The sequence below is a fragment of the Streptomyces scabichelini genome (assembly GCF_011045015.1).
Classification (GTDB): Bacteria; Actinomycetota; Actinomycetes; order Streptomycetales; family Streptomycetaceae; genus Streptomyces; species Streptomyces scabichelini.
This window is the reverse complement of the sequence record NZ_JAAKZY010000015.1, coordinates 13079-38881: the sequence shown is the minus strand read 5'-3', so window position 1 is coordinate 38881 and position 25803 is coordinate 13079. Positions and strand designations below refer to the sequence as shown.

The window sequence follows — 25803 nt, the reverse complement described above, 5'->3', positions numbered from 1 at the left end:
GCTCACGTCAAGTCCTGATCAATTAAGTTGGGACCGGCAGCGGGGCAAGGTACGCAGCAGGACAGTACGAGAGAAGGCTGAAGCCCGAGATGAACGCAGATAGCCGTACCCGGCTCAATCAGAAGCCCGAGTGGACCGCTCTGACCAAGCACCGCGAGGAACTCGGCGAGGTGCAGTTGCGCGAGCTGTTCGCCGCGGACCCGGGGCGCGGCGCCGGATACACGCTTCAGGTCGGCGATCTGCACGTCGACTACTCCAAGCATCTGGTCACCGACGAGACGCTGCGGCTGCTGCGTGAACTGGCCGCCGCGACCGACGTGTTCGGACTGCGCGACGCCATGTTCCGCGGCGAGAAGATCAACACGACCGAGGACCGCGCCGTACTGCACACCGCGCTGCGCGCGCCGCGCGACGCGGTGATCGAGGTCGACGGTGAGAACGTCGTGCCGGGAGTGCACGCGGTGCTCGACAAGATGAGCGCCTTCGCCGAACAGGTCCGTTCCGGCGAGTGGACGGGCCACACCGGCCGGCGCATCCGCACTGTGGTCAACATCGGCATCGGCGGTTCCGACCTGGGCCCGGCGATGGCGTACGAGGCGCTGCGCGCCTTCACCGACCGCGAACTGGCGGTCCGTTTCGTGTCGAACGTGGACGGGGCCGATCTACACGAGGCGGTACGGGACCTGGACCCGGCCGAGACGCTGTTCATCATCGCCTCGAAGACCTTCACCACCATCGAGACGATCACCAACGCGACCTCGGCGCGCAACTGGCTGCTGACCGAGCTGAAGGCCGACCAGGATGCGGTCGCCAAGCACTTTGTGGCCTTGTCGACGAACACCGAGAAGGTGTCGGACTTCGGCATCGACCCGGCCAACATGTTCGAGTTCTGGGACTGGGTCGGCGGCCGCTACTCGTACGACTCCGCGATCGGTCTGTCGCTGATGATCGCGATCGGTCCTGACCGGTTCCGGGAGATGCTGGACGGTTTCCGGCTGGTCGACGAGCACTTCCGGACCGCGCCCGCCGAGTCCAATGTGCCGCTGCTGCTCGGCCTGTTGGGCATCTGGTACGGCAACTTCCATGACGCGCAGTCGCATGCGGTGCTGCCGTACTCGCACTATCTGTCCAAGTTCACGGCGTACTTGCAGCAGTTGGACATGGAGTCCAACGGCAAGTACGTGGGCCGGGACGGCGTTCCCGTGGAGTGGCAGACCGGGCCGGTCGTGTGGGGCACGCCGGGGACCAACGGGCAGCACGCGTACTACCAACTGATCCACCAGGGCACGAAGTTGATCCCGGCCGACTTCATCGGGTTCGTCGAGCCGGTCGCGGACCTGCTGCCGGGGCTTGTGGCCCAGCACGACCTGCTGATGGCCAACTTCTTCGCGCAGACGCAGGCCCTGGCCTTCGGGAAGACGCCGGACGAGGTGCGTGCCGAGGGCGCGCCCGAGGAACTGGTGCCGCACAAGACGTTCAAGGGCAACCACCCGACGACCACGATCCTCGCGCGCGAGCTGACCCCGTCGGTGCTCGGCCAGTTGATCGCCCTCTACGAGCACAAGGTGTTCGTGCAGGGAGCCGTCTGGAACATCGACTCCTTCGACCAGTGGGGCGTCGAACTGGGCAAGGTGCTGGCCAAGCGAGTCGAGCCCGCGCTGACCGAAGGCGCCGAAGTGCCGGGGCTTGACGAGTCGACGAAGGCGCTCGTGGCCAAGTACCGGGAGCTGCGCGGGCGTTGAGCCAGGGGCCGCAGGCAGGGGCGGCTCGGGGCCGCGGCCGTTAATCGGATGCGCGGTTCCCGCCCGGCGGGTGACACTGCTCCGGCGCTGTCACCCGCCGGGAGGACGTCATGGACCAGCTGCTCGCCGCACTCGCGGATCCCGAACGCCAGAGGCTGTACGCCCGCATCGTGCTGGACCAACTGCCCCCGCGCGAGCAGGATTCCGCCCTGGTGCGCAAGCATCTCGGGCGTCTGATCGCCACGGGGCTCGTCGAGCGGACGCCGGACGGGTCCCTGCGGGCCGATCCCGCCGTGTTCCGACGCGTCCGGTCCGCGGAGGAAGCGCACCCCGGTGTCCCGCGCCGCCTTGTGGGGTTCTTCGCGCAAGGGCGGCTGACAGCGATTCCGGTTCGACCCGCGGTACGCCGTGAGCTGCTCACCCATCTGACCGGGACGCTCTTCGAGACCGAACGCAGCTACTCGGAGCGTGAGGTCAACGAGGCGTTCCGGACCGTGCACGACGACACGTCGGCGCTGCGTCGCTACTGCGTGGAGAGTGGGTTGCTCGTGCGTGAGCGAGATGGCAGTGCCTACCGACGCGTGAGCGCTCCGCTGGGATGACCCGTTTGAAGCTGCGGGTTCGTTGTGGCTGGTCGCGCAGTTCCCCGCGCCCCTGAAGGAAGGCCTGCGGCCTCCTTCAGGGGCGCGGGGTTCAGGGTGACGCCGGCGGATACAGCGAGCGGGGCAGTTGGGATGCCGCTGCCGCGTCCAGCAGCCACAGTGTGCGCGAGCGTCCGTACGCGCCCGCCGCCGGGGCCTGGATCTCGCCCGCTCCCGAGAGGGCGATGGCCGCGGCCCTCGCCTTGTCCTCGCCCGCGGCCAGCAGCCAGACCTCACGGGCCGACCGGATCGCGGGCAGGGTCAGGGAGATACGGGTCGGCGGGGGTTTCGGCGCACCGTGTACGCCGACCACCGTGCGTTCCGTCTCACGGACCGCCGGCAGCTCCGGGAAGAGCGAGGCCACGTGCGTGTCCGGGCCGACGCCCAGCATGAGGACGTCGAACGTGGGGACCGCGCCATGGTTCTCGGGGCCCGAGGCCTTGGCCAGTTCGGCGGCGTACGCCTCTGCTGCCGCGTCGGCGTTATTGCCGTACGGGCCGTCCGACGCGGGCATGGCGTGCACGCGGCTGGGATCCAGCGGTACCGAGTCGAGGAGCGCCGCACGGGCCTGGGTGACATTGCGGTCCGGGTCACTCTCGGGCAGGAACCGCTCGTCACCCCACCACAGGTCCAGGCGGCCCCAGTCGATGGCATCCCGCGCGGGGGCCGAACTCAGGGCCGCGAGGAGGCCGTTGCCGTTGCGCCCGCCCGTGAGCACGACCGAGGCATAGCCCCGGGACGCCTGCGCGTCCACGATCTTCGTGATCAGCCGGGCCGCGGCGGCCTGGGCCATCAGCTCCTTGTCGTGGTGGACGACGAGCTGCGGTGCCGTACTCACTTGGCCGCCGCCCTCTTGGCCAGGGTGGCAGGGGTGGCAGTGGTGACCGGAGCCTTGGCGGCCTCGTTCCCGGGAGCCTCGTTCCCGGCGTTCCCGGTGTTTCCGGGGGCCTCGACGGGCGCCTCGGCCGGTGGTGCCGCCGCCGCTGTGGACGCACCGCCGGCCTCAGGAGCCTCCGTCTCGGAACCGCCGTTCCCGGCGCCCCTCGCTTCGGAAGTCTCCGTCTGCGAACCTTCGGCCCGGGAACCCCCGGCTCCGGAGACCCCGGCCCTGAAGGCCGCGGCCCGGGAGCCCGACGCCTGGGAAGCCGCGGCCCCGGAGGCACCGTCCCCGGAAGCGCCACCTTCCGACGCCCCGCCCGCGGGACTCCCCGCGACCGAACCGGCCGGACCGGCCGACGGACCGGCGTAACCGGACCTGGCACCCCCCAGCCGATGCACCCCGAACCGCAGCGCCGACGCATACGTGTCGTCCGGGTCAAGGCGCCGCAGTTCCTCCGCGATCAGCTCGGCCGTGTCGCGGCGGTTCAGCGCCACCGCCCGGTCGGGCTGGCCCTGGATGGACAGCGTCGCCAGCGAACCGTTGGCCCGGTCCAGGACGATCGGACCGCAGTTCGTGTCCATCCGGACGGACGTGAGACCGGGCCCGGAGGACAGCGAGCGCTTGACCGGTACGTCGAGCCGGTCCGCGAGCCACATGGCGAGCAGCTCGCAGCTCGGGTTGAACTCCTCGCCCTCCACCTCGACCGAGGTGACCTCGCAGGTGACCTGGTCCAGGGCCGCGGCCAGCATCGAACGCCAGGGCGTGATGCGGGTCCACGACAGGTCCGTGTCGCCGGGGGTGTAGGCGTCGGCGCGGGCGCCGAGTTCCCGTACGGGCTGCTCGGCGGCGTACGTGTCCGTGACGCGTCGCTGTGCCAGGGCCCCCAGTGGGTCCTGGGCCGGGTCGAGCGGCGCGTTCACCGGCCACCAGGCGACGACGGGCGCGTCCGGCAGCAGCAGGGGAAGGACCACCGACTGAGCGTGGTCGACCACCTCGCCGTACAGCCGCAGTATCACCGTCTCGCCGGTGCCCGCGTCCGCGCCGACCCGCACCTCGGCGTCGAGCCGAGAGGTCGTGCGGTCGCGGGGCGAGCGCGAGATGCGCTTGATGACCACGAGGGTGCGCGAGGGATGCTCGCGGGACGCCTCGCTGGCGGCCTTCAGCGCGTCGTAGGCGTTCTCCTCGTCGGTGACGATGACGAGGGTGAGGACCATGCCGACGGCGGGTGTGCCGATGGCCCTGCGGCCCTGCACGAGCGCCTTGTTGATCTTGCTGGCCGTGGTGTCCGTAAGGTCGATTTTCATGGCCGGCGCCAGCTCCGTCCATCTCGTTCGAGCATCTCGTCCGCCTCGGCCGGGCCCCAGGTGCCCGACGGGTACTGCGCGGGCCTGCCGTGCTTGTCCCAGTACTCCTCGATCGGGTCGAGGATCTTCCAGGACAGCTCGACCTCCTCGGTGCGCGGGAAGAGGTTCGCGTCGCCGAGCAGGACATCGAGGATCAGCCGCTCGTACGCCTCCGGGCTGGACTCCGTGAAGGACTCCCCGTACGCGAAGTCCATCGACACGTCCCGCACCTCCATGGAGGTGCCGGGCACCTTGGAGCCAAAGCGGACCGTGACGCCCTCGTCCGGCTGGACGCGGATGACCAGCGCGTTCTGGCCGAGTTCCTCCGTCGCCGTGTGGTCGAAGGGGGAGTGCGGGGCGCGCTGGAAGACGACCGCGATCTCCGTGACGCGACGGCCGAGGCGCTTGCCCGTGCGCAGGTAGAAGGGGACACCCGCCCAACGCCGGTTGTCCACCTCCAGCTTGACGGCCGCGTACGTGTCGGTCTTCGACTTCGGGTCGATGCCGTCTTCTTCGAGATAGCCGATGACCTTCTCGCCGCCCTGCCAGCCCGCCGCGTACTGCGCGAACACCGTGTCGCGGCCGAGGTCCTTGGGCAGCTTCACCGCGCCCAGCACCTTGGTCTTCTCCGCGGCCAGCGCGTCCGCGTCGAAGGAGGCGGGCTCCTCCATCGCGGTCAGCGCGAGCAGTTGGAGCAGATGGTTCTGGATGACGTCGCGGGCGGCGCCGATGCCGTCGTAGTAGCCGGCGCGGCCGCCGATGCCGATGTCCTCGGCCATCGTGATCTGTACGTGGTCGACGAACGAACGGGTCCAGATCGGCTCGAACATCTGGTTCGCGAAGCGCAGCGCCAGGATGTTCTGGACGGTCTCCTTGCCCAGATAGTGGTCGATACGGAAGACCTGGTCAGGGGCGAAGACCTCCTCGACGGTCGTGTTGAGCTCCTCGGCCGAGGCAAGATCGTGGCCGAACGGCTTCTCGATGACCGCGCGCCGCCAGGAGCCGCCCTTCTGGTCGGCCAGGCCGTGCTTCTTCAGCTGCTGCACGACCTTGGGGAAGAACTTCGGCGGTACGGAGAGATAGAAGGCGAAGTTGCCGCCCGTGCCCTGCGCCTTGTCGAGGTCCTCGATCGTGGCCTTCAGGTTCTCGAAGGCGTCGTCGTCGTCGAAGTTGCCCGGCACGAAGCGCATCCCCTGGATGAGCTGCTGCCAGACCTCCTCACGGAAGGGCGTACGGGCGTGTTCCTTGACCGCGTCGTGGACCTCCTGCGTGAAGTCCTCGTCCTGCCACTCGCGGCGGGCGAAGCCGACGAGAGAGAAACCCGGTGGCAGCAGGCCGCGGTTGGCGAGATCGTAAACAGCGGGCATCAGCTTCTTACGGGACAAATCGCCCGTGACGCCGAAAATGACGAGGCCCGACGGCCCCGCGATACGCGGGAGCCGTCGGTCTGCGGCGTCACGAAGCGGATTCGCTCCGGTGCCGGAAAAAGGTGCCAAGATTTCAGCCCTCCGAGGGGGCGAGGCGCTTGAGCTCCGCCTCGGTCGACTTGAGCAGGTCGTTCCAGGACGCCTCGAACTTCTCGACGCCCTCGTCCTCCAGAAGCTGGACCACATCGTCGTACGAGATCCCGAGCTTCTCGAGCGCGTCGAGGTCGGCGCGAGCCTGCTCGTACGTACCGGCGATGGTGTTGCCGGTGATGGAGCCGTGGTCCTCGGTGGCCTCCAGGGTGGCCTCCGGCATGGTGTTCACCGTGTTCGGCGCGACCAGGTCGTCGACGTACATCGTGTCCTTGTACGCCTTGTCCTTGACGCCGGTCGAGGCCCACAGCGGACGCTGCTTGTTGGCCTGCGCCTTGTCCAGCTCCAGCCAGCGGGTCGAGGAGAAGACCTCCTCGTACGCCTCATAGGCGAGCCGCGCGTTGGCGACGGCCGCCTTGCCGCGCGCGGCCTTGGCCTCGTCGGTGCCCAGCGCGTCGATGCGCTTGTCGATCTCCGTGTCCACCCGCGACACGAAGAAGGAGGCCACGGAGTGGATCGTGGACAGGTCGAGGCCGCGCTCCTTGGCCTTCTCCAGGCCGGCCAGGTAGGCGTCCATGACCTCGCGGTAACGCTCCAGCGAGAAGATCAGCGTGACGTTCACACTGATGCCGAGACCGATCGTCTCGGTGATCGCCGGCAGGCCCGCCCGGGTGGCGGGGATCTTGATGAGCGTGTTCGGGCGGTCCACCAGCCAGGCGAGCTGCTTGGCCTCCGCGACGGTCGCCTTGGTGTTGTGCGCCAGCCGAGGGTCGACCTCGATCGAGACCCGGCCGTCCTGGCCGCCGGTGGCGTCGAAGACCGGACGCAGGACGTCGGCGGCGTCACGGACGTCCGCCGTCGTGATCATGCGGACTGCTTCCTCGACGGTGACCTTGCGGGCGGCGAGGTCGGAGAGCTGCTGCTCGTACCCGTCGCCTCCACTGATCGCCTTCTGGAAGATCGTCGGGTTGGTGGTGACGCCCACGAGGTGCTGCTGGTCGATCAGTTCGGCGAGGTTGCCGGACGTGATCCGCTTGCGCGACAGGTCGTCCAGCCAGATCGCGACGCCTTCTTCGGAGAGGCGCTTCAGTGCGTCTGTCATGGAAAATGCATCTCCTATGTGTCGTATGCCAGCGTCAGCGCTGGGCTGCGGCGATCGATTCCCGGGCGGCGGATGCGACGTTCTCGGCAGTGAAGCCGAACTCGCGGAAGAGGACCTTGCCGTCGGCCGAAGCACCGAAGTGCTCCAGGGAAACGATGCGGCCGGAGTCCCCGACGTAACGGTGCCACGTCAGACCGATCCCGGCCTCGACCGCGACACGCGCCTTGACGGACGGCGGCAGGACGCTCTCCCGGTACCCCTGGTCCTGCTCCTCGAACCACTCCACGGACGGCATGGACACCACCCGCGTCGGCACCCCGGCCGCCTGAAGCTGCTCGCGCGCCTCGACGGCGACGTGCACCTCGGAGCCGGTGGCGATGAGGATGGCCTCCGGCTCGCCACCCTCCGCGTCGAAGAGCACGTAACCGCCCTTCGCCGCATCCTCGTTCGACTCGTACGTCGGCACGCCCTGGCGGGTCAGCGCGAGGCCGTGCGGGGCGCCCTTGCCGAACACCTTGGTGTGGCGCCTGAGGATCTCGCGCCAGGCGATCGCGGTCTCGTTCGCGTCCGCGGGACGGACGACGTTGAGGCCCGGGATGGCACGCAGCGAGGCGAGGTGCTCGACCGGCTGGTGGGTGGGGCCGTCCTCGCCGAGGCCGATGGAGTCGTGTGTCCACACGTACGTCACCGGCAGGTGCATGAGCGCGGAGAGGCGCACCGCGTTGCGCATGTAGTCGGAGAACACGAGGAACGTGCCGCCGTAGATACGGGTGTTGCCGTGCAGCGCGATGCCGTTCATCTCCGCGGCCATCGAGTGCTCGCGGATACCGAAGTGGATCGTGCGGCCGTACGGGTCGGCCTCCGCGAGCGGGTTGTCCGCCGGCAGGAACGAACTCGTCTTGTCGATCGTGGTGTTGTTGGAGCCCGCCAAGTCGGCAGAGCCGCCCCACAGTTCGGGGATGACCGCGCCGAGCGCCTGGAGGACCTTGCCGGAGGCGGCACGCGTGGCGACGCCCTTGCCCGGCTCGAAGACGGGGAGGTGCGACTCCCAGCCCTCGGGCAGCTCGCCCGCGTTGATGCGGTCGAACTCGGCCGCCCGCTGCGGATTGGCGGTGCGCCACGCGGCGAGCGACTTCTCCCACTCGGCGCGGGCCTCACGGCCGCGGTCGCTGAGCGCGCGGGTGTGCGCGATGACCTCGTCGGCGACCTCGAAGGTCTTCTCCGGGTCGAAGCCGAGGACGCGCTTGGTGGCCGCGACCTCGTCGTCGCCGAGCGCCGAGCCGTGCGCGGCCTCGGTGTTCTGCGCGTTCGGGGCCGGCCAGGCGATGATCGAGCGCATCGCGATGAAGGACGGCTTGTCGGTGACGGCCTTGGCCTTCTGGATCGCCTCGTACAGCGCGGCCGGGTCGAGGTCGCCGTTCTCCTTGGGCTGCACGCGCTGCACATGCCAGCCGTACGCCTCGTACCGCAGAGCCGTGTCCTCGGAGACGGCCGTCTCGGTGTCGCCCTCGATCGAGATGTGGTTGTCGTCCCACAGGAGGACCAGGTTGCCCAGCTTCTGGTGGCCCGCCAGCGACGACGCCTCGGCGGAGATGCCTTCCTGGAGGCAGCCGTCACCGGCGATGGCGTAGATGTAGTGGTCGAACGGGGAGGTACCCGGGGCGGCCTCCGGGTCGAACAGACCGCGCTCGTAGCGGGCGGCCATCGCCATGCCCACCGCGTTGGCGACGCCCTGGCCGAGCGGTCCCGTCGTCGTCTCCACGCCCACCGTGTGCCCGTACTCGGGGTGGCCCGGGGTCTGCGACCCCCACGTCCTGAAGGCCTTCAGATCGTCCAGCTCCAGGCCGAACCCGGCGAGGTAGAGCTGGATGTAGAGGGTCAGGGACGAATGACCGGCGGACAGGACGAAACGGTCGCGTCCCGTCCAGTCGGCGTCCGCCGGGTCGTGCCGCATCACCTTCTGGAAGAGGGTGTACGCGGCGGGTGCCAGGCTCATCGCCGTACCCGGATGGCCGTTGCCGACCTTCTGTACGGCATCGGCGGCCAGGATGCGGGCCGTGTCGACTGCTCGCTGGTCCCGTTCGGTCCACTCGAGGTCTGTGGTGGTCGGCTTGGTGCTCACCCTGAGTCAGGGCTCCTCTCCACATGTTCCACATGTCGAATGCCGGTGCACACTCGCGCCCACCGGCCCTTGTCGAGCCTACCCCCGGAGGAACGCGCATTTTTTCGAGTCGTTCCAGAGTGCCGGGAGTGTCCTGCTCCTGCCTCCTGACCGGCACGTTCCGCATTCGGCCGGTGAATGAACGTGAATACGCACTCCGTCATCCGACTGCTCAACCAAGGGGCGCTCAACCCTTCCCGGGGCCCCGTCGAACACGACCCGACCCCCGCGAAGAGCGGGGTCTGGGCAACGTCTACAGTGGCGTGGTACGCGCGAGCCTTTACCGGGAGTTCACACTCGGGGCTCGCTGGGAGTCTCTGTAGGGGTGTGCGTGACGGCCGTTGAATCCCGTCCAGCGGGAGTGCTCGGGACGAGTCAGAGCACGAAGCACCGGCCGTTCGGGGCCCGGGTCAAGGCGTTCGTCGCTCTCACCAAGCCGCGGATCATCGAACTGCTGCTGATCACCACCGTTCCGGTGATGTTCCTCGCCCAGCAGGGCGTACCCGACCTGAAGCTGGTGCTCCTCACCTGCGTCGGCGGCTACCTCTCCGCGGGCGGCGCCAACGCGCTGAACATGTACATCGACCGTGACATCGACGCGCTCATGGAGCGCACCTCGCAGCGTCCGCTGGTCACCGGCATGGTCAGCCCCCGCGAGTGCCTCGCCTTCGGCATCACGCTGGCCGTGGTCTCGACCCTGCTGTTCGGTCTGACCGTCAACTGGCTGTCCGCCTGGCTGTCGCTGGGAGCCCTCCTCTTCTACGTCGTCGTCTACACGATGATCCTCAAGCGCCGTACGTCCCAGAACATCGTCTGGGGCGGCATCGCCGGCTGTCTGCCCGTCCTCATCGGCTGGTCCTCCGTCACGAACTCCCTTTCGTGGGCCCCGGTCATCCTCTTCCTCGTCATGTTCTTCTGGACGCCGCCGCACTACTGGCCGCTGTCGATGAGGGTGAAAGAGGACTACGCGCGCGTGGGCGTGCCCATGCTGCCGGTCATCGCCTCCAACAAGGTCGTCGCGCGGCAGATCGTCCTCTACAGCTGGGCGATGGTCGCCGTCTCCCTGTTGCTGACGCCGCTCGGCTACACCGGCTGGTTCTACACGGCCGTCGCCCTGGTCACCGGCGGCTTCTGGCTCTGGGAGGCGCACGGTCTGCAGGCCCGCGCGAAGGACGGGGCCGTGGGCGCGAAGCTCAAGGAGATGCGCCTCTTCCACTGGTCCATCACGTACGTCTCGCTGCTGTTCGTGGCGGTGGCGGTGGACCCCTTCCTCCGGTAGCCGCCTCTTCCCGCGGTAGCCGCCTTCCAGGACTTTCAGACGGACGACGGGTGGGGTGCGTGGTCAAGGCCACGCACCCCACCCGTCGCCGTTTGATCTACCCGTCGGTAGCATCCTGACCATGGCAGACACCGAGCAGGTTGAAGCGGGCGCGGACCGCAAGCAGGCCGCCAGGGCGGAGCGTCGCGTGGCGCGGCTCGCCCAGCAGATCTCCTCCTTCGCCAAGGCGCACGGCGGCGCCGAGGGTCAGATCGCGTACCTGGGGCAGCGTGGCGCCCGGATCGTCCTCGTCGGCGAGGACGGCGAATGGGGCGACCTCGTGGCCCCGACCCACGCGATGGCCGAGCAGGCGGCCCAGAAGTCCGGCATCACCGTCCACGAGTCCTTCGACGGCGACTTCGCGGCGAAGGTGAAGACGGGCCGGTACGAGTGGACGAGGATGGCGGGGATCCAGCTCGGGGGCCCAAGCAACGACTGACGGCGAGCAACCGGCAGTCGGCAACCGGCAGTTTTCGTACTTCCCGCGACCGCAACCAGCACCCCACCCCCGGCTCACCCGTTAGGACCTGTAAAGGCAGGGCCCACTCGCCGGGGAGTCCCGATGATCGAAACGCCGTCGCTGGTGGACCAGTACTGCCATGGTGTGCTGCGGACGGAGCTGGGTCTCGGCACGTTCGAGGCCCATCTCGCGCGGGGAGAGGGCGCGCCCGCCGCGGGCACCACCTTCTTCGACACCCAGACCGGTTTCGCCGTACGCCGCTGGTGTCCCCCTCTCCTCGGCCTGGAGCCGCACTGTCCGCCCGCCCGCTATCTCGCGCGACGCCGTGAGCTGGGCGTACTGGATGCGGGCCGCAGGCTGCTGCGGGGGAGCGGGATCACGACCTACCTGGTCGACACCGGTCTGCCCGGCGACCTGACCGGTCCGGGCGAGATGGCCTCGGCCGGGGCCGCCGACGCCCACGAGATCGTCCGCCTGGAGCTGCTCGCCGAACAGGTCGCCGACACCTCCGGCACCGTCGAGTCGTTTCTCGCCAACCTCGCCGAGTCGGTGCACGGGGCGGCCGCGAACGCCGTGGCGTTCACGTCGGTGGCCGGCGTACGGCACGGTCTGGCGCTCGCGCCCGAACCTCCAGGACCGGGTGAGGTGCGGGGCGCCGCGGGCCGCTGGCTCGCCGGACGTCGCGTCGGCGGCGCCCTGTCCGACCCGGTCCTGCTGCGGCATCTCCTCTGGATCGCCGTCGCCTCGGGCCTGCCGCTCCAGCTCCACGCCGGACTCGGCGAACCCGGCCTTCGCATCGACCGCACCGACCCCGTCCTGCTCACCGACTTCGCGCGCGCCACGGCCGGCCTCGGCACCGACCTCGTCCTGCTGCACGGCTACCCGTACCACCGCCACGCGGCGCATCTCTCCGGGGTCTTCCCGCATGTGTACGCCGACCTGGGCGCCGCCCTCGTGCGCACAGGTGCCCGCGCCTCCGCCGTGCTCTCCGAGATCCTCGAACTCGCGCCCTTCGGCAAGCTCCTCTTCTCCTCCGGCGCCCACGGCCTGCCCGAACTCCATGTCGTCGGGGCCCGGCTCTTCCGCGAGTCGCTGGCCCGGGTGCTCGGCACCTGGGTGGCCGAGGGGGCGTGGTCGCTGGCGGACGCGCAGCGCGTGGCGGGACTGATCGCGGCGGGGAACGCTCGGCGGGTGTACGGGCTGGAGTGATGCACCGGCTGAAGTGATGCACGGGCTGGAGTGAGCTGCCCCAGCGGCGCGCAGACTGTGTGCATGACACGCAGCGACGCGACCGACCGGCTCCTCGCCCGCTTCCTCACCGAACTGCGCGACCTGGCCCCCGTCGCCGTATGGGCGCACGGATCGCTCGGCGGGGGCGACTACCAGGAGGGGCGCAGCGATCTGGACCTGATCGCGGTCCTGGAGGGCCCGGTCACGGCAAGGACCGTCTGGCGGGTGGCGCGGCTGCACGCCCGCCTGCGTGCCGAGCCGCTCGTCGACAAGCTGCACTGCAGCTATGTGACGCCCGACACGGCGGGCGGTGCGGAGCGGCGGCACCTCACCTGGGCGCACGAGCAACTGTTCAAGCGGCCGGTCACCCCGGTGACCCGGCGTGAGCTGCACACCTTCGGGCTGGTCCTGCACGGCGAGCCGCCCAGGAGCCTGCTGCCACCGGTGCCGGACAGCGAACTCGCCGCCTTCGTGGTGCGCGATCAGCGTGACTTCTGGCGGCGCGAAGTCGACCGTGCCGCCAACTGGACGCAGGACATCTGGGTGGACCTCGGGCTGGTCACGTACGCCCGTGCCGCGGTCACCCTGAAGGACGGCCGGCTGATCACGAAACGGGAGGCACTGGAGCTGCTGCCCGAGCTCGGCGCGCCCGTCGAGGTGGTCGAGGACGTCAGGCGACGGCGGTACGAGGGTGCCTGGGCGGCGCCGAGCGAGGAGTGGACCGCTCGCAGGAGCGAGCTGACCAGGGGCTATCTCGGCCCGGCGATCGACGCACTCGTACGTGCCCACGCGTGACGCACGCGCGCGTGGCGGTGCGCTGCGTGCTCACGCGCGCGTGGCGACCCGTTGCGTCGATGGTCCGGGAACGTCCACGACGTCCTGCCGCTCCCGCAGGGACAGCAGGACGCGGAGTGTCGCGATCCACACCAGGCAGGAGCCCAGCATGTGGGCGCCGACCAGGATCTCGGGGAGGTCCGTGAAGTACTGGATGTAGCCCAGCGCGCCCTGGGACAGGAGGATCAGGAAGAGATCGCGGGTGCGGCGCAGGGGATCCTTGGGGGCGTCGACGGCCCTGAGGACGAACCACAGGGCGAAGGTCAGCGTCACCACGATCCAGGCCAGCACGGCGTGCAGCTTGCTGACGTCCTCCCAGTTCACTGGCATGCGCTCGACGTCACTCGAGTCACCGGCGTGCGGGCCCGCACCGGTGACCACGGTGCCCACCGCGATCAGCAGGACAGTGACGGCGACCAGGGCCCACACGAGCTGCTGCACGGACTTGCCGACCAGCGGACGCGGTGCGGAGTCGCCCTCCCGTGTGCGCTGCCACATGACCGTGGCGACGGCGATCAGGGCGGTGGAGAGCAGGAAGTGGGCGGCGACCGTGTACGGGTTGAGGCCCACGAGGACGACGATGCCGCCGAGTACCGCGTTGCCCATGACGATCCAGAACTGCGCCCAGCCCAGCCGTGTGAGGCCGCGCCGGTACGGCTTCTGCGAGCGCGCGGCGATGATCGCCCAGCCGACGGCGGCGCACAGGACGTACGTCAGCATGCGGTTGCCGAACTCGATGACGCCGTGGATGCCCATGGCGCTCGTGTTGGTCAGCGAGTCGTCGGTGCACTTGGGCCAGGTCGGGCAGCCAAGACCCGAGCCGGTCAGCCGCACGGCGCCGCCGGTGACGACGATGACCACCGCCATGACGAGCGCGGCGAGGGCCGCTCGCTGAACCGTCCGGGGCGTCGGGGTCCAGCGTTCGGCGATGAAGGCGAGCGGGTTGCGCGCGGCCTGGACGGCGTCGGCGCGGGTCAGATTCGGCACGGGCACCATGGTAGGCGGCCGCTTGTGCACGCCTTCACGAGGGGGGAGGCGTCCGCTCCGACCTACTCCCAGCGGAAGAAACGGGCGGCGGCCGCGAGGCCGACGACGCCCCAGGCGGCCAGGATTCCGAGGTTGCCCCACGGCATTCCGGCGCCGTGCTGGAGCACGTCCCTCAGCCCGTCCGAGAGGGCCGAGATCGGCAGCAGACCGAGCAGGGACTGGGCCGTGTCCGGGAACTTGTCGAGCGGGACGACGACTCCGCCGCCCACGAGCAGCAGCAGGAAGACCAGGTTCGCGGCGGCCAGCGTCGCCTCCGCCTTCAGCGTGCCCGCCATCAGCAGGCCGAGGCCCGAGAAGGCGGCGGTGCCAAGGACGAGCAGAAGCAGGACGGCGAGCGGGTTGCCGTGCGGCGACCAGCCGAGGGCGAACGCGATCACCGTCACCAGGATCACCTGGAGGATCTCCGTGACCAGCACGGAGAGCGTCTTCGCCGCCATCAGCCCCCAGCGCGGCAGCGGCGAGGTGGCGAGCCGCTTCAGGACGCCGTACCGCCGCTCGAAGCCCGTCGCGATGGCCTGGCCCGTGAACGCCGTCGACATCACCGCGAGCGCGAGGATGCCGGGCGCCAGGAAGTCGATCGCCTCGCCCTCGCCCGTGTCGACGACGTCGACCGAGCTGAACAGCACGAGCAGCAGAGTCGGGATGACGACCGTCAGCAGCAGCTGCTCACCGTTGCGCAGCAGCATCTTCGTCTCGAGCGCCGCCTGCGCCGCGATCATGCGGGTCAGCGGGGCGGCCCCGGGCCTCGGGGTGTACGTACCGGCGGTGGTCACGAACGCAGCTCCTTGCCGGTCAGCTCGAGGCTGTGTCTTCCCGGGGGCCAACCCCCGGACCCCCGGCCGGATCGCAGACGAGCCCCACTCATGAACGCAACTCCTTGCCAGTGAGCTCCAAGAAAACGTCTTCCAGCGTGTGCCGCTCCACCGAGATCTTCTCCGGCATCACTCCGTGCTGGGCGCACCAGGAGGTGACGGTGGCGAGCAGCTGCGGATCGATCTTGCCGCCCACCCGGTACGCGCCCGGTGTCAGCTCGGCGGCCGTGCAGTCCGGCGGCAGGGCCTTGAGCAGGGAACCTATGTCGAGGCCGGGACGGCCGCTGAAGCGGAGCGTGTTCTCGGCGCCGCCGCGGCACAGCGCCTCGGGGGAGCCCTGGGCGATGACCCGGCCCGCGTCGATGATCGCCACGTCGTCGGCCAGCTGCTCGGCCTCGTCCATGTAGTGCGTGGTCAGGATGACCGAGACACCGTCCGCACGGAGATCGCGTACGAGGTCCCAGGTCGCCCGGCGCGCCTGCGGGTCGAGGCCCGCGGTCGGCTCGTCCAGGAAGACCAGTTCGGGCCGGCCGACCACGGCCATCGCGAGCGCGAGCCGCTGCTGCTGGCCTCCGGACAGGCGCCGGTAGGTCGTACGGCCGCAACTGCCCAGACCCAGGCGCTCGATCAGCGCGTCCACGTCCAGCGGGTGTGCGTGCAGCTTGGCCACGTGGCGGAGCATCTCGTCGGCGCGGGCGCCGGAGTAGACGCCGCCGGACTGGAGCATCACGCCTATCCGTGGCCGCAGGGCCGCGGCCTCGCGCACGGGGTCGAGTCCCAGTACCCGTACCGTCCCCGAGTCCGGCTTCCGGTACCCCTCGCAGGTCTCGACCGTGGTCGTCTTGCCCGCTCCATTGGGACCGAGTACGGCGGTGATCCCTGCCCCGGCCACCAGGTCGAGGCCGTCCACCGCGGTCTTGGTGCGGTACCGCTTCACCAGGGCCTGGACCTGGACGACGGGGTCGCTTCGCATGGGTACTGAGTCTAGGGACGGTGGAGTGCCCTCCGGAGGGCGGGGCAGCAGGGCCGGAACGGCGACTGATCGATCAAAGATCGTTCCCGCAGGTCAGCTTAGGTTTACCTAAGTGATGCACGGCACCATCCACCGCTCGGACGCGGCTTGTCAGTCTCTGAGGAATTACGCAACAATGGTGTTGTGAAAAACGTAGGCCAGGTCCCGCAGGAGGAACTCGCGACCGGGGAGCGCTCCACGCGCAACCGGGTAGCGCGGTCCATCCTGGATCACGGCCCGTCGACCGTGGCCGACCTGGCCGGCCGTCTCGGCCTCACCCATGCGGCCGTACGCCGGCATCTGGACGCCCTGGTCGCCGACGACGTCGTGGAGCCGCGTGAGAAGCGGGTCTACGGAGCGCGTACGCGCGGCCGGCCCGCCAAGGTCTTCGCGCTGACGGACTGCGGCCGGGACGCCTTCGACCAGTCGTACGACAAGCTCGCTGCCGACGCGCTGCGCTGGATCGCGGAGCGCGAGGGCGGGGACGAGGCCGTCGCCGCCTTCGCCCGTGCCCGGCTCGCCGCACAGGCCGGGGCGTACCGCAAGGCCATCGAGGCAGCCGCCCCCGAGGAGCGGACCCAGGCGCTGGCCAAGGCGCTGAGTGCCGACGGGTACGCTGCTGCGGCGCGCAGTGCACCCCTTCCGCAGAAGGGCGAGCAGTTGTGCCAGCACCACTGCCCGGTCGCCCATGTCGCCGAGCAGTTCCCGCAGCTGTGCGAGGCGGAGACCGAGATCTTTTCCCAGCTGCTCGGGACGCATGTCCAGCGGCTGGCCACCATCGCCCACGGCGACGGCGTCTGCACGACGTTCATCCCCAAGGCAACACACCAGACCACTGACAACGCATCTGCAAGCACGGCCGGGAGGAACCCCGCATGACTCTCCCCACGGAGACTGCCCATCCTGAGCTCGAGGGCCTGGGCACGTACGAATACGGCTGGGCCGACTCCGACGTGGCCGGTGCCTCTGCGAAGCGAGGCATCAACGAGGACGTCGTCCGCGACATCTCCACGAAGAAGAACGAGCCGGAGTGGATGACCAAGCTCCGTCTCAAGGGCCTGCGCCTGTTCGAGAAGAAGCCCATGCCGAACTGGGGCTCGGACCTGTCGGGCATCGACTTCGACAACATCAAGTACTTCGTACGCTCCACGGAGAAGCAGGCGGAGTCCTGGGAGGACCTGCCCGAGGACATCAAGAACACGTACGACAAGCTCGGCATCCCGGAGGCGGAGAAGCAGCGCCTCGTCGCCGGTGTCGCGGCCCAGTACGAGTCCGAGGTCGTCTACCACCAGATCCGCGAGGACCTGGAGGAGCAGGGCGTCATCTTCCTGGACACCGACACGGCCCTGAAGGAGCACCCGGAGCTCTTCAAGGAGTACTTCGGGACCGTCATCCCGGTCGGTGACAACAAGTTCGCCTCGCTGAACTCCGCCGTGTGGTCCGGCGGCTCCTTCATCTACGTGCCGAAGGGCGTGCACGTCGAGATCCCGCTCCAGGCCTACTTCCGCATCAACACGGAGAACATGGGCCAGTTCGAGCGGACGCTGATCATCGTCGACGAGGGCGCCTACGTGCACTACGTCGAGGGCTGCACCGCGCCGATCTACAAGAGCGACTCTCTGCACAGCGCGGTCGTCGAGATCATCGTCAAGAAGAACGCCCGCTGCCGCTACACGACCATCCAGAACTGGTCGAACAACGTCTACAACCTGGTCACCAAGCGCGCCGTGGCGTACGAGGGCGCGACCATGGAGTGGATCGACGGCAACATCGGCTCCAAGGTGACGATGAAGTACCCCGCCGTCTACCTGATGGGCGAGCACGCCAAGGGCGAGACCCTGTCCATCGCCTTCGCGGGCGAGGGGCAGCACCAGGACGCCGGCTCCAAGATGGTCCACATGGCGCCGAACACCTCGTCCAACATCGTGTCGAAGTCCGTCGCGCGCGGTGGCGGCCGTACCTCCTACCGTGGTCTGGTGGAGATCGGCGAGGGCGCCCACGGCTCCAAGTCCAACGTGCTGTGCGACGCGCTGCTCGTCGACACCATCTCGCGCTCCGACACGTACCCGTACGTGGACGTCCGCGAGGACGACGTGTCCATGGGGCACGAGGCGACCGTCTCCAAGGTCTCCGAGGACCAGCTCTTCTACCTGATGAGCCGCGGTCTCTCCGAGTTCGAGGCGATGGCCATGATCGTGCGCGGCTTCGTCGAGCCGATCGCCAAGGAGCTGCCCATGGAGTACGCGCTTGAGCTCAACCGGCTGATCGAGCTGCAGATGGAAGGTGCGGTCGGCTGACCGACCTCCGGACCGACGTCTAGACGTCTAGGGGGGCGGCCGATCCGCCCCCCAACCAGCAGCCCGAAGACTCATTACGTAGGAAGAGAGCAGACCGACAGCCATGGCTGAGGCTCAGAACATCCCCGTGGGGTCCACCACGGCCGGCCAGATCGCGGTGGCCGCCGAGTCGACCGTCGCCACGCGCATGAGCGCGCCCCCGTCCTTCGACGTGGCGGACTTCCCGGTCCCGCACGGCCGCGAGGAGGAGTGGCGGTTCACGCCGCTGGAGCGGCTGCGCGGGCTGCACGACGGCACGGCGGTCGCGACCGGCGACGGTGTGAAGGTCGACGTGGACGCCCCCGAGGGCGTCACCGTCGAGACCGTCGGCCGTGACGACGCCCGGATCGGCAAGGCGGGCACCCCGGTGGACCGCGTCGCCGCCCAGGCGTACTCCGCCTTCGAGAAGGCCGGTGTCGTCACCGTCCCGAAGGAGACGGTGCTCGCCGAGCCGATCCGTATCGCCGTGCACGGCGAGGGCGGGGTGGCCTACGGTCACCAGGTGATCGAGCTCGGAGCCTTCGCCGAGGCCGTCGTCGTCATCGACCACACCGGTGACGCCGTGCTCGCGGCCAACGTCGACTACATCCTGGGCGACGGCGCCAAGCTGACCGTCGTGTCCGTCCAGGACTGGGACGACAAGGCAGTCCACGTGGGCCAGCACAATGCGCTGATCGGCCGCGACGCCACCTTCAAGTCGTTCGTGGTCACCTTCGGCGGCGATCTCGTACGCCTCCACCCGCGCGTCCAGTACGCCGGCCCCGGCGGCGAGGCCGAGCTCTTCGGCCTGTACTTCACCGACGCCGGGCAGCACCAGGAGCACCGCCTCCTCGTCGACCACAACACCCCGCACTGCAAGTCGAACGTCGCCTACAAGGGCGCGCTCCAGGGCGACGACGCGCACGCGGTGTGGATCGGCGACGTCCTCATCGAGGCCAAGGCCGAGGGCACGGACACGTACGAGATGAACCGGAACCTGGTGCTGACCGACGGCGCCCGGGTCGACTCCGTACCGAACCTCGAGATCGAGACCGGCGAGATCGTCGGCGCGGGGCACGCCAGCGCCACCGGCCGCTTCGACGACGAGCAGCTCTTCTACCTGATGGCCCGCGGCATCCCCGCCGACGAGGCCCGTCGGCTCGTCGTCCGAGGCTTCTTCGCCGAGCTGGTCCAGCAGATCGGTGTCGACGACATCGAGGAGCGGCTGCTCGTGAAGATCGACGAGGAGCTGGAGGCGTCGGTCTGATGGCCACCGCGTTCGTACGCGCCTGCGGGCTGGGCGAGCTGGAGGAGGACACCCCGAAGCGGGTGGAACTCGACGGCACGCCGATGTCCATCGTGCAGACCGAGGGCGAAGTGTTCGCGGTCCACGACATCTGCTCGCACGCGAACGTCTCGCTGTCGGAGGGCGAGGTGGACGACTGCCACATCGAGTGCTGGCTGCACGGCTCGCGTTTCGACCTCCGCTCCGGGAAGCCCGACGCCCTTCCCGCGACGCGCCCCATTCCCGTATACCCCGTAAAGATCGAAGGGGACGACGTGCTCGTCTCCCTCACCCAGGAGTCCTGAGGCAACCCATGGCAACGCTTGAAATCCGAGACCTGCACGTCACCGTCGAGGCCGACAACTCCACGAAGGAGATCCTCAAAGGTGTCGACCTGACCGTGAAGCAGGGCGAGACGCACGCCATCATGGGCCCGAACGGCTCCGGCAAGTCGACTCTCGCCTACTCGCTCGCGGGTCACCCCAAGTACACGATCACCGAGGGCACCGTCACCCTCGACGGCGAGGACGTCCTGGAGATGTCCGTCGACGAGCGCGCCCGCGCGGGCCTGTTCCTGGCGATGCAGTACCCGGTCGAGGTCCCCGGCGTCTCGGTCTCCAACTTCCTGCGCACCTCCGCCACCGCGATCCGCGGCGAGGCCCCCAAGCTGCGTACGTGGGTGAAGGAGGTCAAGGAGACCATGGAGCGTCTCAACATGGACCCGGCCTTCGCCGAGCGCAACGTGAACGAGGGCTTCTCCGGCGGTGAGAAGAAGCGCCACGAGATCCTTCAGCTGGAGCTCCTCAAGCCGAAGATCGCGATCCTCGACGAGACCGACTCCGGCCTCGACGTGGACGCGCTCCGGGTCGTCTCCGAGGGCGTCAACCGCGTCCGCGGGACCGGCGAGGTGGGCACGCTGCTCATCACGCACTACACGCGCATCCTGCGCTACATCAAGCCCGACTACGTCCACGTCTTCTCCGCAGGCCGCATCGCGGAGTCCGGCGGCGCCGAGCTCGCCGACAAGCTGGAGGAAGAGGGCTACGAGGCCTACACGAAGGGTGGCGTATCAGCGTGACACAGCTGCCGGGCCTCCTCGACACCGAGGCGATCCGCAAGGACTTCCCCGTCCTGGACCGGCTGGTCCACGACGACAAGAAGCTCGTGTACCTGGACAACGCGGCGACCTCGCAGAAGCCGCGCCAGGTACTGGACGCCCTGAGTCAGTACTACGAGCGCCACAACGCCAACGTCCATCGCGGTGTGCATGTGCTCGCCGAGGAGGCCACGGCGCTGTACGAGGGCGCGCGCGACAAGGTCGCCACGTTCATCAACGCGCCGAGCCGCGACGAGGTGATCTTCACCAAGAACGCCTCGGAATCGCTCAACCTCGTGGCCAACATGCTGGGCTGGGCCGACGAGCCCTACCGCGTGGACCACGAGACCGAGATCGTCATCACGGAGATGGAGCACCACTCCAACATCGTCCCGTGGCAGCTGCTGTCGCAGCGCACGGGCGCGAAGCTGAAGTGGTTCGGCCTGACCGACGACGGCCGCCTCGACCTCTCGGACATCAACGAGGTCATCACCGAGAAGACGAAGATCGTCTCCTTCGTGCTGGTCTCCAACATCCTGGGCACCTTCAACCCGGTCGAGGCGATAGTCCGCCGCGCCCAGGAGGTCGGCGCCCTGGTCCTGATCGACGCCTCGCAGGCGGCACCTCATATGCCGCTGGACGTCCAGGCGCTCCAGGCCGACTTCGTGGCCTTCACCGGCCACAAGATGTGCGGTCCGACGGGCATCGGCGTCCTCTGGGGCCGCCAGGAGCTCCTGGAGGACCTGCCTCCGTTCCTCGGCGGCGGCGAGATGATCGAGACGGTGTCGATGCACTCGTCGACGTACGCGCCGGCGCCGCACAAGTTCGAGGCCGGTACGCCGCCGATCGCGCAGGCGGTCGGCCTCGGCGCGGCGATCGACTACCTGAGCGCCATCGGCATGGAGAACGTCGCGGCCCACGAGCACGCGCTGACGGAGTATGCGGTCAAGCGCCTGTCGGAGGTCCCCGACCTGCGGATCATCGGCCCCACGACGGCCGAGGAGCGCGGCGCGGCGATCTCCTTCACGCTCGGCGACATCCACCCCCACGACGTGGGCCAGGTCCTCGACGAGCAGGGCATCGCGGTCCGGGTCGGCCACCACTGCGCCCGGCCCGTCTGCCTCAGGTACGGAATTCCTGCGACCACGCGAGCGTCGTTCTATCTGTACTCCACGCCGGGTGAGATCGACGCACTCGTGGAAGGCCTGGACTACGTACGGAACTTCTTCGGCTGAGGGAGCTGGCTCGGACGTGAAGCTGGATTCGATGTACCAGGAAGTCATCCTGGACCACTACAAGCACCCGCACGGGCGCGGTCTGCGGGATGGCGACGCCGAGGTGCACCACGTCAACCCGACGTGCGGTGACGAGATCACGCTACGCGTGAAGTACGAAGGCTCGCTGATCGCGGATGTCAGCTACGAAGGCCAGGGCTGCTCGATCAGCCAGGCCTCGGCCTCCGTACTGAACGAACTGCTCGTCGGCAAGCAGCTCGCCGAGGCGCAGAAGATCCAGGAGACCTTCCTGGAGCTGATGCAGTCCAAGGGCCGCATCGAGCCGGACGACGCCATGGAGGAGGTTCTGGAGGACGCGGTCGCGTTCGCCGGGGTCTCCAAGTACCCCGCCCGTGTGAAGTGCGCCCTGCTGAGCTGGATGGCGTGGAAGGACGCGACGGCCCAGGCCCTGGGCGAGGCCGACGCCGAAAGGAAAACGGCATGAGCGAGACCATTGAGATGAAGCCGGCCTCGGAGGAAGAGGTCCGTGAGGCGCTGTACGACGTGGTCGACCCCGAGTTGGGCATCGACGTCGTCAACCTCGGCTTGATCTACGGCATCCACATCGACGACGCGAACATCGCGACGCTCGACATGACCCTGACGTCGGCGGCCTGTCCGCTGACGGACGTCATCGAGGACCAGGCCAAGTCCGCCACGGACGGCCTCGTCAGCGAGCTCCGGATCAACTGGGTCTGGATGCCGCCGTGGGGCCCCGACAAGATCACGGACGACGGACGTGAGCAGCTTCGGGCGCTCGGGTTCAACGTCTGAGTTCGCATAGTTCGCGTATACGTGTGTGGGGCCCCGGCAGCTGCCGGGGCCCCACATGTTTGACGAGGTAGAGGGCGCGGTCAGCCCAAGCCGTCCACCAGGCGAAACGCCGAGTCGGCCTGGTAGAGGCCGCTGTACTCGTACGGATCCAGGCGAAGCTGGAAGTCCCGGTGGCGCAGGAAGCGGCCGGGGTAGTTGACCGCCTCCAGCATCACCGCGCCGGAGTACGACGACGGGCGCGGGCAGAAGGTGGCGTCCTTCTCGAAGAGCGCCGAGCCGTCGTCGCGGTCCGCGCGGAGGCGGAAGTTGATGTGGCGGAGATAGCCGCCGTCGCCGGTGGAGAAGGAAACGCAGTCGGAGTCCGCGAGGCCGGAGACGAGCGTGAAGGTGGATTCCCGCCGGGTCTCGGCGGAGCTGCGCGAGCTCACCCGGTCGAGACGGCCGGCGCCGTCGCTGAAGTGCCAATAGCGATCGGGGTAGTTGACCGCCTGGACCGACTTCCGCGAGGTGGACGGCGCCTTGGCGGGTGGCTTGCTGCTGGAGGCGGGCTTCGACGGCTCGGGGCGGGGCTCGGAGCCGTGCTGCTGGGCCTCGGGGGAGCCGGAACCCTTCGAGGCGTCCGAGGCGGCGTCGGTGGGTTCCGGCTCCGGTGAGGAAAGGCCGCTCTTCCCACTGGGCTCCGTGGTGGGGACAGTCGGGTTGACCTCAGGAACGATCGGCTCGGCGGCGGACGTGTTCTGCGGCCCCTGTGATGAGTCGTCACCACTCCGGTCGAGTATGGAGATCGCGGTCACCGTGGCGGCCAGAACCGCCAGGGCGAGTGCGCCGGCCAGATAGAGGCGGCGCGTCCCGGGTACGCGGCCTCCGTCCAGACCCTCGCCGGTCTCCCATACCTTGGGTGGCTGCTCCGGAGCGGGTCCGGGCTTGCTTTCTGGCATGCGCTGTTCCCCCTGCGTCGCCCGGGGGCGAACGCGGATTGGTCATGTGCCCTCGGAACCAGAGGAACACGAGAGGAAGCGGAGGCCGCGGGCACACGGAACGAACGGCTGTGGCCGGAAAGCTCCGGTGCGCGACGGTGAAACAGTAGTGGACCCGGTGGCTTCTGAGCAGGCCTTTCGGAGAGCGGTTTCAGTGCTCGAGTTGTGCAGCGCTAGCGAGCGAACTGCGACAGGCGTACGGAGATCTCCTCGCGCTTCCCGTTGTTCTGAACCGGCGCGGCTGTGAGCACGTCCAGGTGCTGGTAACCCGGCAGGACCACGGGATTCCTGTCCGAGGGAATGTGATCCGCCAGAATGCCGTCGCCCGCGACAAAGGTGACCGTGGGATTCGCGGTGAGCCCGTCGCGGTGCACCAGTTTGCCCTGGAGCTGTGGATCGTCGATCAGCTGGATGTCCGTGACCAGCCTGGTCGGGAAGTAGTCCTCGGTGAAGTCCAGCGGCTGTTCGGAGAGACTGCGGGCCAGCTCCCCGATGTCCGTGACCTCCTTGGCGGCCGTGGTGAACGGCCTGCCGGTGGACGAGCGGTACCCCGGGTCGTCCGCCGCACCCACCCGGTCGTAGTTCCGCCAGGTGTAGAGCGGGCCGCCGGGCTCGTCCGGGATCGCCTTCAACTCCGTACCGAACAGGGCTGGTTGAGCCGGGGCTTCGTTCGAGGCCGGGAAGTTCTTGTCCACGATCCTGCCGCCGTCGGCACTGTCGAAGAAGCCCACGCTCGTCTGGATGAAGGCGAGCGATGCCGAGTTGTCGTCCATGAAGGTGCCGAGCACGGCCGCGTTGGTGAGCCGGAAGTCGCGGATGGACGGCCTGCCGGTGAGGAAGACGTCCCCGTTCTTGGAGAACAGGAGGCGGCCTGTCGTCTCGATGTTGGGGTTCGACGGGACCGTGTCGAGCAGTGCGGATTCGGCCTCGGGCGCGTTGCGGGCGGCCAGGCCGCTGAGCGCGAGCAGGTTCATCGTCTCGGGGTTGAGCACTGCGGGGAGGGCGAGGAAGCGGGGCAGGACGCCGGTGCGCAACCCGGCCTGCACGGCGCCGTAGCCGATGCTCGTGTCCGGGACCAGACCCGGCAGCAGGCTCTCGCCGGGGCCGTTCCCGCCGGAGCCGGAGCCGGAGCCGGAGCCCGAGCCGGAGCCGGGCGACGTGCCGTTCAGGTCGTCCAGTGAGGTGGAGATCGTGGTGTCCAGGGCGAAGTAGCCCCCGCACTGGTTGAAGCCCGCGTCGGCCTTCGTCGCGCTGTTCCCGTCGAAGTCCCAGGTGGCGAAGACGCCGGTGAGTACGCCGCCGAGCGAGTGGCCGCCGCACAGCACCTTCTCCTTGCGCAGCCGCTGGTCGGGCAGTTCGGCGGCGAGCAGGTCGTACTGGTCACGGACGGTCTGTTCCAGACCGAGCTCGGCGAGCCAGCCCACCTGGTCACTCGTCAGAAAGCCGTCGAAGGTGCGCCCGTCGACCTGCTTGCCTCCGTAGTAGTAGTCAACGGCCTTCGTGGCGCTGCCAGCTCCGATCCCGGTGTTGTCCTCAAGGCAGTTGGAGCGCCGGTCCAGCGCCCAGAACTCGATGTGCTCGCCCTTCTCGGCGGCCGCCTCCACCGTGTTGCGTGCCACGCTGTCGAAGGCGCCCGCGCCCTCCAGAATGCCCGGCTGGGCGATCAGAATCCGGTCCGCGTCGGCGGACTTCGACGGCCCGCCCGAGGACCGGTAGCGCAGATACGACAGCCAGTCGCAGCGCGCCGGGTGGCTGCCGACCGAGGCCGGCAGCGGGATCCGTACGGAGACCTCGGTCTCGGTGACGCCGGTGACCGGGGACGTGGAGGCCACGGGTTCCTCGGTACGGGCCGGCGCTCCGTCCGCGGCCGGTGCCGCGGTCAGCGCTCCCACGGCGAGCGCTCCGGCGGCCAGTGCACGCGTCCAGGGCCTGTTGCGATGTGCGGCTCCTCTGCTCATGGCTGCACCGTAACCAGCGGTAACT

24 protein-coding genes are annotated in these 25803 nt (G+C 69.0%); 14 read left to right on the top strand and 10 right to left on the bottom strand.

Going from position 1 to position 25803, the window contains the following annotated elements; genetic code table 11:
* The first annotated feature begins 89 nt into the window (after positions 1-89).
* Entirely contained in the window at positions 90-1742 is a 1653-nt protein-coding gene (gene pgi / locus G5C60_RS07235) for a glucose-6-phosphate isomerase (protein WP_165255846.1), read from the top strand.
* Between the two features lie 350 nt (positions 1743-2092).
* On the top strand, positions 2093-2344 hold the full coding sequence (locus G5C60_RS51625; protein WP_338145724.1) for a DUF2087 domain-containing protein: 252 nt from the start codon (positions 2093-2095) through the stop codon (positions 2342-2344).
* A gap of 91 nt (positions 2345-2435) precedes the next feature.
* On the opposite strand, the gene pgl is transcribed toward G5C60_RS51625, so the two are convergent.
* From pgl to tkt, 5 genes are read right to left on the bottom strand one after another with little or no spacing between them, the layout of a single operon-like run.
* A complete protein-coding gene (gene pgl / locus G5C60_RS07225; RefSeq protein ID WP_165255842.1) occupies positions 2436-3221 on the bottom strand; it encodes a 6-phosphogluconolactonase in 786 nt (261 codons plus the stop codon).
* Positions 3218-4567 (bottom strand): glucose-6-phosphate dehydrogenase assembly protein OpcA, encoded by a 1350-nt coding sequence (gene opcA, locus G5C60_RS07220; protein ID WP_241266567.1) that lies wholly within the window; start codon positions 4565-4567, stop codon positions 3218-3220. The genes pgl and opcA overlap by 4 nt, the downstream gene beginning before the upstream one ends.
* Positions 4564-6102: a glucose-6-phosphate dehydrogenase gene (zwf, locus tag G5C60_RS07215; protein ID WP_165255840.1), complete on the bottom strand. Its 1539-nt coding sequence runs from the start codon at positions 6100-6102 to the stop codon at positions 4564-4566. The genes opcA and zwf overlap by 4 nt, the downstream gene beginning before the upstream one ends.
* 4 nt (positions 6103-6106) lie before the next feature.
* The gene (tal, locus tag G5C60_RS07210) at positions 6107-7225 is read right to left on the bottom strand and encodes a transaldolase (RefSeq protein ID WP_165255838.1); all 1119 of its coding nucleotides are present in this window, start codon (positions 7223-7225) and stop codon (positions 6107-6109) included.
* Positions 7226-7259: 34 nt separating this feature from the next.
* Positions 7260-9347 carry a transketolase gene (gene tkt, locus G5C60_RS07205; protein ID WP_165255836.1) on the bottom strand — a complete coding sequence of 696 codons (2088 nt, stop codon included), beginning with the start codon at positions 9345-9347 and terminating at the stop codon, positions 7260-7262.
* Positions 9348-9711: 364 nt separating this feature from the next.
* Between tkt and G5C60_RS07200 the strand changes: the two genes are divergently transcribed.
* From G5C60_RS07200 to G5C60_RS07185, 4 genes are all read left to right on the top strand, one after another.
* Positions 9712-10665: a heme o synthase gene (locus G5C60_RS07200; RefSeq protein WP_165255834.1), complete on the top strand. Its 954-nt coding sequence runs from the start codon at positions 9712-9714 to the stop codon at positions 10663-10665.
* A 121-nt stretch (positions 10666-10786) separates the two neighbouring features.
* Complete coding sequence (locus G5C60_RS07195; protein WP_165255832.1) at positions 10787-11143, top strand: hypothetical protein; 357 nt, start codon at positions 10787-10789, stop codon at positions 11141-11143.
* A 123-nt stretch (positions 11144-11266) separates the two neighbouring features.
* On the top strand, positions 11267-12373 hold the full coding sequence (locus G5C60_RS07190) for an amidohydrolase family protein (RefSeq protein WP_165255830.1): 1107 nt from the start codon (positions 11267-11269) through the stop codon (positions 12371-12373).
* 63 nt (positions 12374-12436) lie between these two features.
* Complete coding sequence (locus G5C60_RS07185) at positions 12437-13189, top strand: nucleotidyltransferase domain-containing protein (protein WP_165255828.1); 753 nt, start codon at positions 12437-12439, stop codon at positions 13187-13189.
* A gap of 30 nt (positions 13190-13219) precedes the next feature.
* Here G5C60_RS07185 and G5C60_RS07180 read toward each other — a convergent pair whose 3' ends face one another.
* From G5C60_RS07180 to G5C60_RS07170, 3 genes are all read right to left on the bottom strand, one after another.
* The gene (locus G5C60_RS07180; RefSeq protein ID WP_165255826.1) at positions 13220-14224 is read right to left on the bottom strand and encodes a COX15/CtaA family protein; all 1005 of its coding nucleotides are present in this window, start codon (positions 14222-14224) and stop codon (positions 13220-13222) included.
* Between the two features lie 53 nt (positions 14225-14277).
* Positions 14278-14994 (bottom strand): ABC transporter permease, encoded by a 717-nt coding sequence (locus G5C60_RS07175; RefSeq protein ID WP_165255970.1) that lies wholly within the window; start codon positions 14992-14994, stop codon positions 14278-14280.
* 142 nt (positions 14995-15136) lie between these two features.
* On the bottom strand, positions 15137-16060 hold the full coding sequence (locus tag G5C60_RS07170; RefSeq protein WP_165255824.1) for an ABC transporter ATP-binding protein: 924 nt from the start codon (positions 16058-16060) through the stop codon (positions 15137-15139).
* A gap of 183 nt (positions 16061-16243) precedes the next feature.
* On the opposite strand from G5C60_RS07170, the gene G5C60_RS07165 reads away from it, so the two are divergent.
* The 8 genes from G5C60_RS07165 to G5C60_RS07130 all read left to right on the top strand — a co-directional run bounded on the left by G5C60_RS07165 (position 16244) and on the right by G5C60_RS07130 (position 22843).
* The gene (locus tag G5C60_RS07165) at positions 16244-16978 is read left to right on the top strand and encodes a winged helix-turn-helix transcriptional regulator (RefSeq protein ID WP_165255822.1); all 735 of its coding nucleotides are present in this window, start codon (positions 16244-16246) and stop codon (positions 16976-16978) included.
* A complete protein-coding gene (gene sufB / locus G5C60_RS07160; RefSeq protein ID WP_165255819.1) occupies positions 16975-18396 on the top strand; it encodes a Fe-S cluster assembly protein SufB in 1422 nt (473 codons plus the stop codon). The genes G5C60_RS07165 and sufB overlap by 4 nt, the downstream gene beginning before the upstream one ends.
* Before the next feature lie 103 nt (positions 18397-18499).
* Positions 18500-19681 (top strand): Fe-S cluster assembly protein SufD, encoded by a 1182-nt coding sequence (gene sufD / locus G5C60_RS07155; RefSeq protein WP_165255816.1) that lies wholly within the window; start codon positions 18500-18502, stop codon positions 19679-19681.
* Positions 19681-20004 carry a non-heme iron oxygenase ferredoxin subunit gene (locus G5C60_RS07150; protein WP_165255814.1) on the top strand — a complete coding sequence of 108 codons (324 nt, stop codon included), beginning with the start codon at positions 19681-19683 and terminating at the stop codon, positions 20002-20004. Before sufD ends, G5C60_RS07150 begins: the two co-directional genes overlap by 1 nt.
* A gap of 8 nt (positions 20005-20012) precedes the next feature.
* Complete coding sequence (gene sufC, locus G5C60_RS07145) at positions 20013-20777, top strand: Fe-S cluster assembly ATPase SufC (RefSeq protein WP_165255811.1); 765 nt, start codon at positions 20013-20015, stop codon at positions 20775-20777.
* A complete protein-coding gene (locus G5C60_RS07140; protein WP_165255809.1) occupies positions 20774-22030 on the top strand; it encodes a SufS family cysteine desulfurase in 1257 nt (418 codons plus the stop codon). Before sufC ends, G5C60_RS07140 begins: the two co-directional genes overlap by 4 nt.
* 16 nt (positions 22031-22046) lie before the next feature.
* Complete coding sequence (sufU, locus tag G5C60_RS07135; RefSeq protein ID WP_165255807.1) at positions 22047-22514, top strand: Fe-S cluster assembly sulfur transfer protein SufU; 468 nt, start codon at positions 22047-22049, stop codon at positions 22512-22514.
* On the top strand, positions 22511-22843 hold the full coding sequence (locus G5C60_RS07130; RefSeq protein ID WP_033317897.1) for a metal-sulfur cluster assembly factor: 333 nt from the start codon (positions 22511-22513) through the stop codon (positions 22841-22843). The genes sufU and G5C60_RS07130 overlap by 4 nt, the downstream gene beginning before the upstream one ends.
* 80 nt (positions 22844-22923) lie before the next feature.
* Here G5C60_RS07130 and G5C60_RS07125 read toward each other — a convergent pair whose 3' ends face one another.
* Together G5C60_RS07125 and G5C60_RS07120 are read right to left on the bottom strand one after the other, a co-directional pair.
* Positions 22924-23781 (bottom strand): AbfB domain-containing protein, encoded by an 858-nt coding sequence (locus G5C60_RS07125; protein ID WP_165255805.1) that lies wholly within the window; start codon positions 23779-23781, stop codon positions 22924-22926.
* Positions 23782-23993: 212 nt separating this feature from the next.
* Positions 23994-25778, bottom strand: a complete 1785-nt coding sequence (locus tag G5C60_RS07120) for a hypothetical protein (RefSeq protein ID WP_206439185.1) — start codon at positions 25776-25778, stop codon at positions 23994-23996.
* Between the last annotated feature and the right edge of the window lie 25 nt (positions 25779-25803).

Coding starts and splice junctions, on each gene's coding strand:
- pgi (WP_165255846.1), top strand. CDS start 90: ATGAACGCAGATAGCCGTACCCGGCTCAATCAGAAGCCCGAGTGGACC.
- opcA (WP_241266567.1), bottom strand. CDS start 4,567: ATGAAAATCGACCTTACGGACACCACGGCCAGCAAGATCAACAAGGCG.
- tal (WP_165255838.1), bottom strand. CDS start 7,225: ATGACAGACGCACTGAAGCGCCTCTCCGAAGAAGGCGTCGCGATCTGG.
- G5C60_RS07195 (WP_165255832.1), top strand. CDS start 10,787: ATGGCAGACACCGAGCAGGTTGAAGCGGGCGCGGACCGCAAGCAGGCC.
- G5C60_RS07190 (WP_165255830.1), top strand. CDS start 11,267: ATGATCGAAACGCCGTCGCTGGTGGACCAGTACTGCCATGGTGTGCTG.
- G5C60_RS07185 (WP_165255828.1), top strand. CDS start 12,437: ATGACACGCAGCGACGCGACCGACCGGCTCCTCGCCCGCTTCCTCACC.
- G5C60_RS07180 (WP_165255826.1), bottom strand. CDS start 14,224: ATGGTGCCCGTGCCGAATCTGACCCGCGCCGACGCCGTCCAGGCCGCG.
- G5C60_RS07175 (WP_165255970.1), bottom strand. CDS start 14,994: ATGATCGCGGCGCAGGCGGCGCTCGAGACGAAGATGCTGCTGCGCAAC.
- G5C60_RS07170 (WP_165255824.1), bottom strand. CDS start 16,060: ATGCGAAGCGACCCCGTCGTCCAGGTCCAGGCCCTGGTGAAGCGGTAC.
- sufB (WP_165255819.1), top strand. CDS start 16,975: ATGACTCTCCCCACGGAGACTGCCCATCCTGAGCTCGAGGGCCTGGGC.
- sufD (WP_165255816.1), top strand. CDS start 18,500: ATGGCTGAGGCTCAGAACATCCCCGTGGGGTCCACCACGGCCGGCCAG.
- G5C60_RS07150 (WP_165255814.1), top strand. CDS start 19,681: ATGGCCACCGCGTTCGTACGCGCCTGCGGGCTGGGCGAGCTGGAGGAG.
- sufC (WP_165255811.1), top strand. CDS start 20,013: ATGGCAACGCTTGAAATCCGAGACCTGCACGTCACCGTCGAGGCCGAC.
- G5C60_RS07130 (WP_033317897.1), top strand. CDS start 22,511: ATGAGCGAGACCATTGAGATGAAGCCGGCCTCGGAGGAAGAGGTCCGT.
- G5C60_RS07125 (WP_165255805.1), bottom strand. CDS start 23,781: ATGCCAGAAAGCAAGCCCGGACCCGCTCCGGAGCAGCCACCCAAGGTA.
- G5C60_RS07120 (WP_206439185.1), bottom strand. CDS start 25,778: ATGAGCAGAGGAGCCGCACATCGCAACAGGCCCTGGACGCGTGCACTG.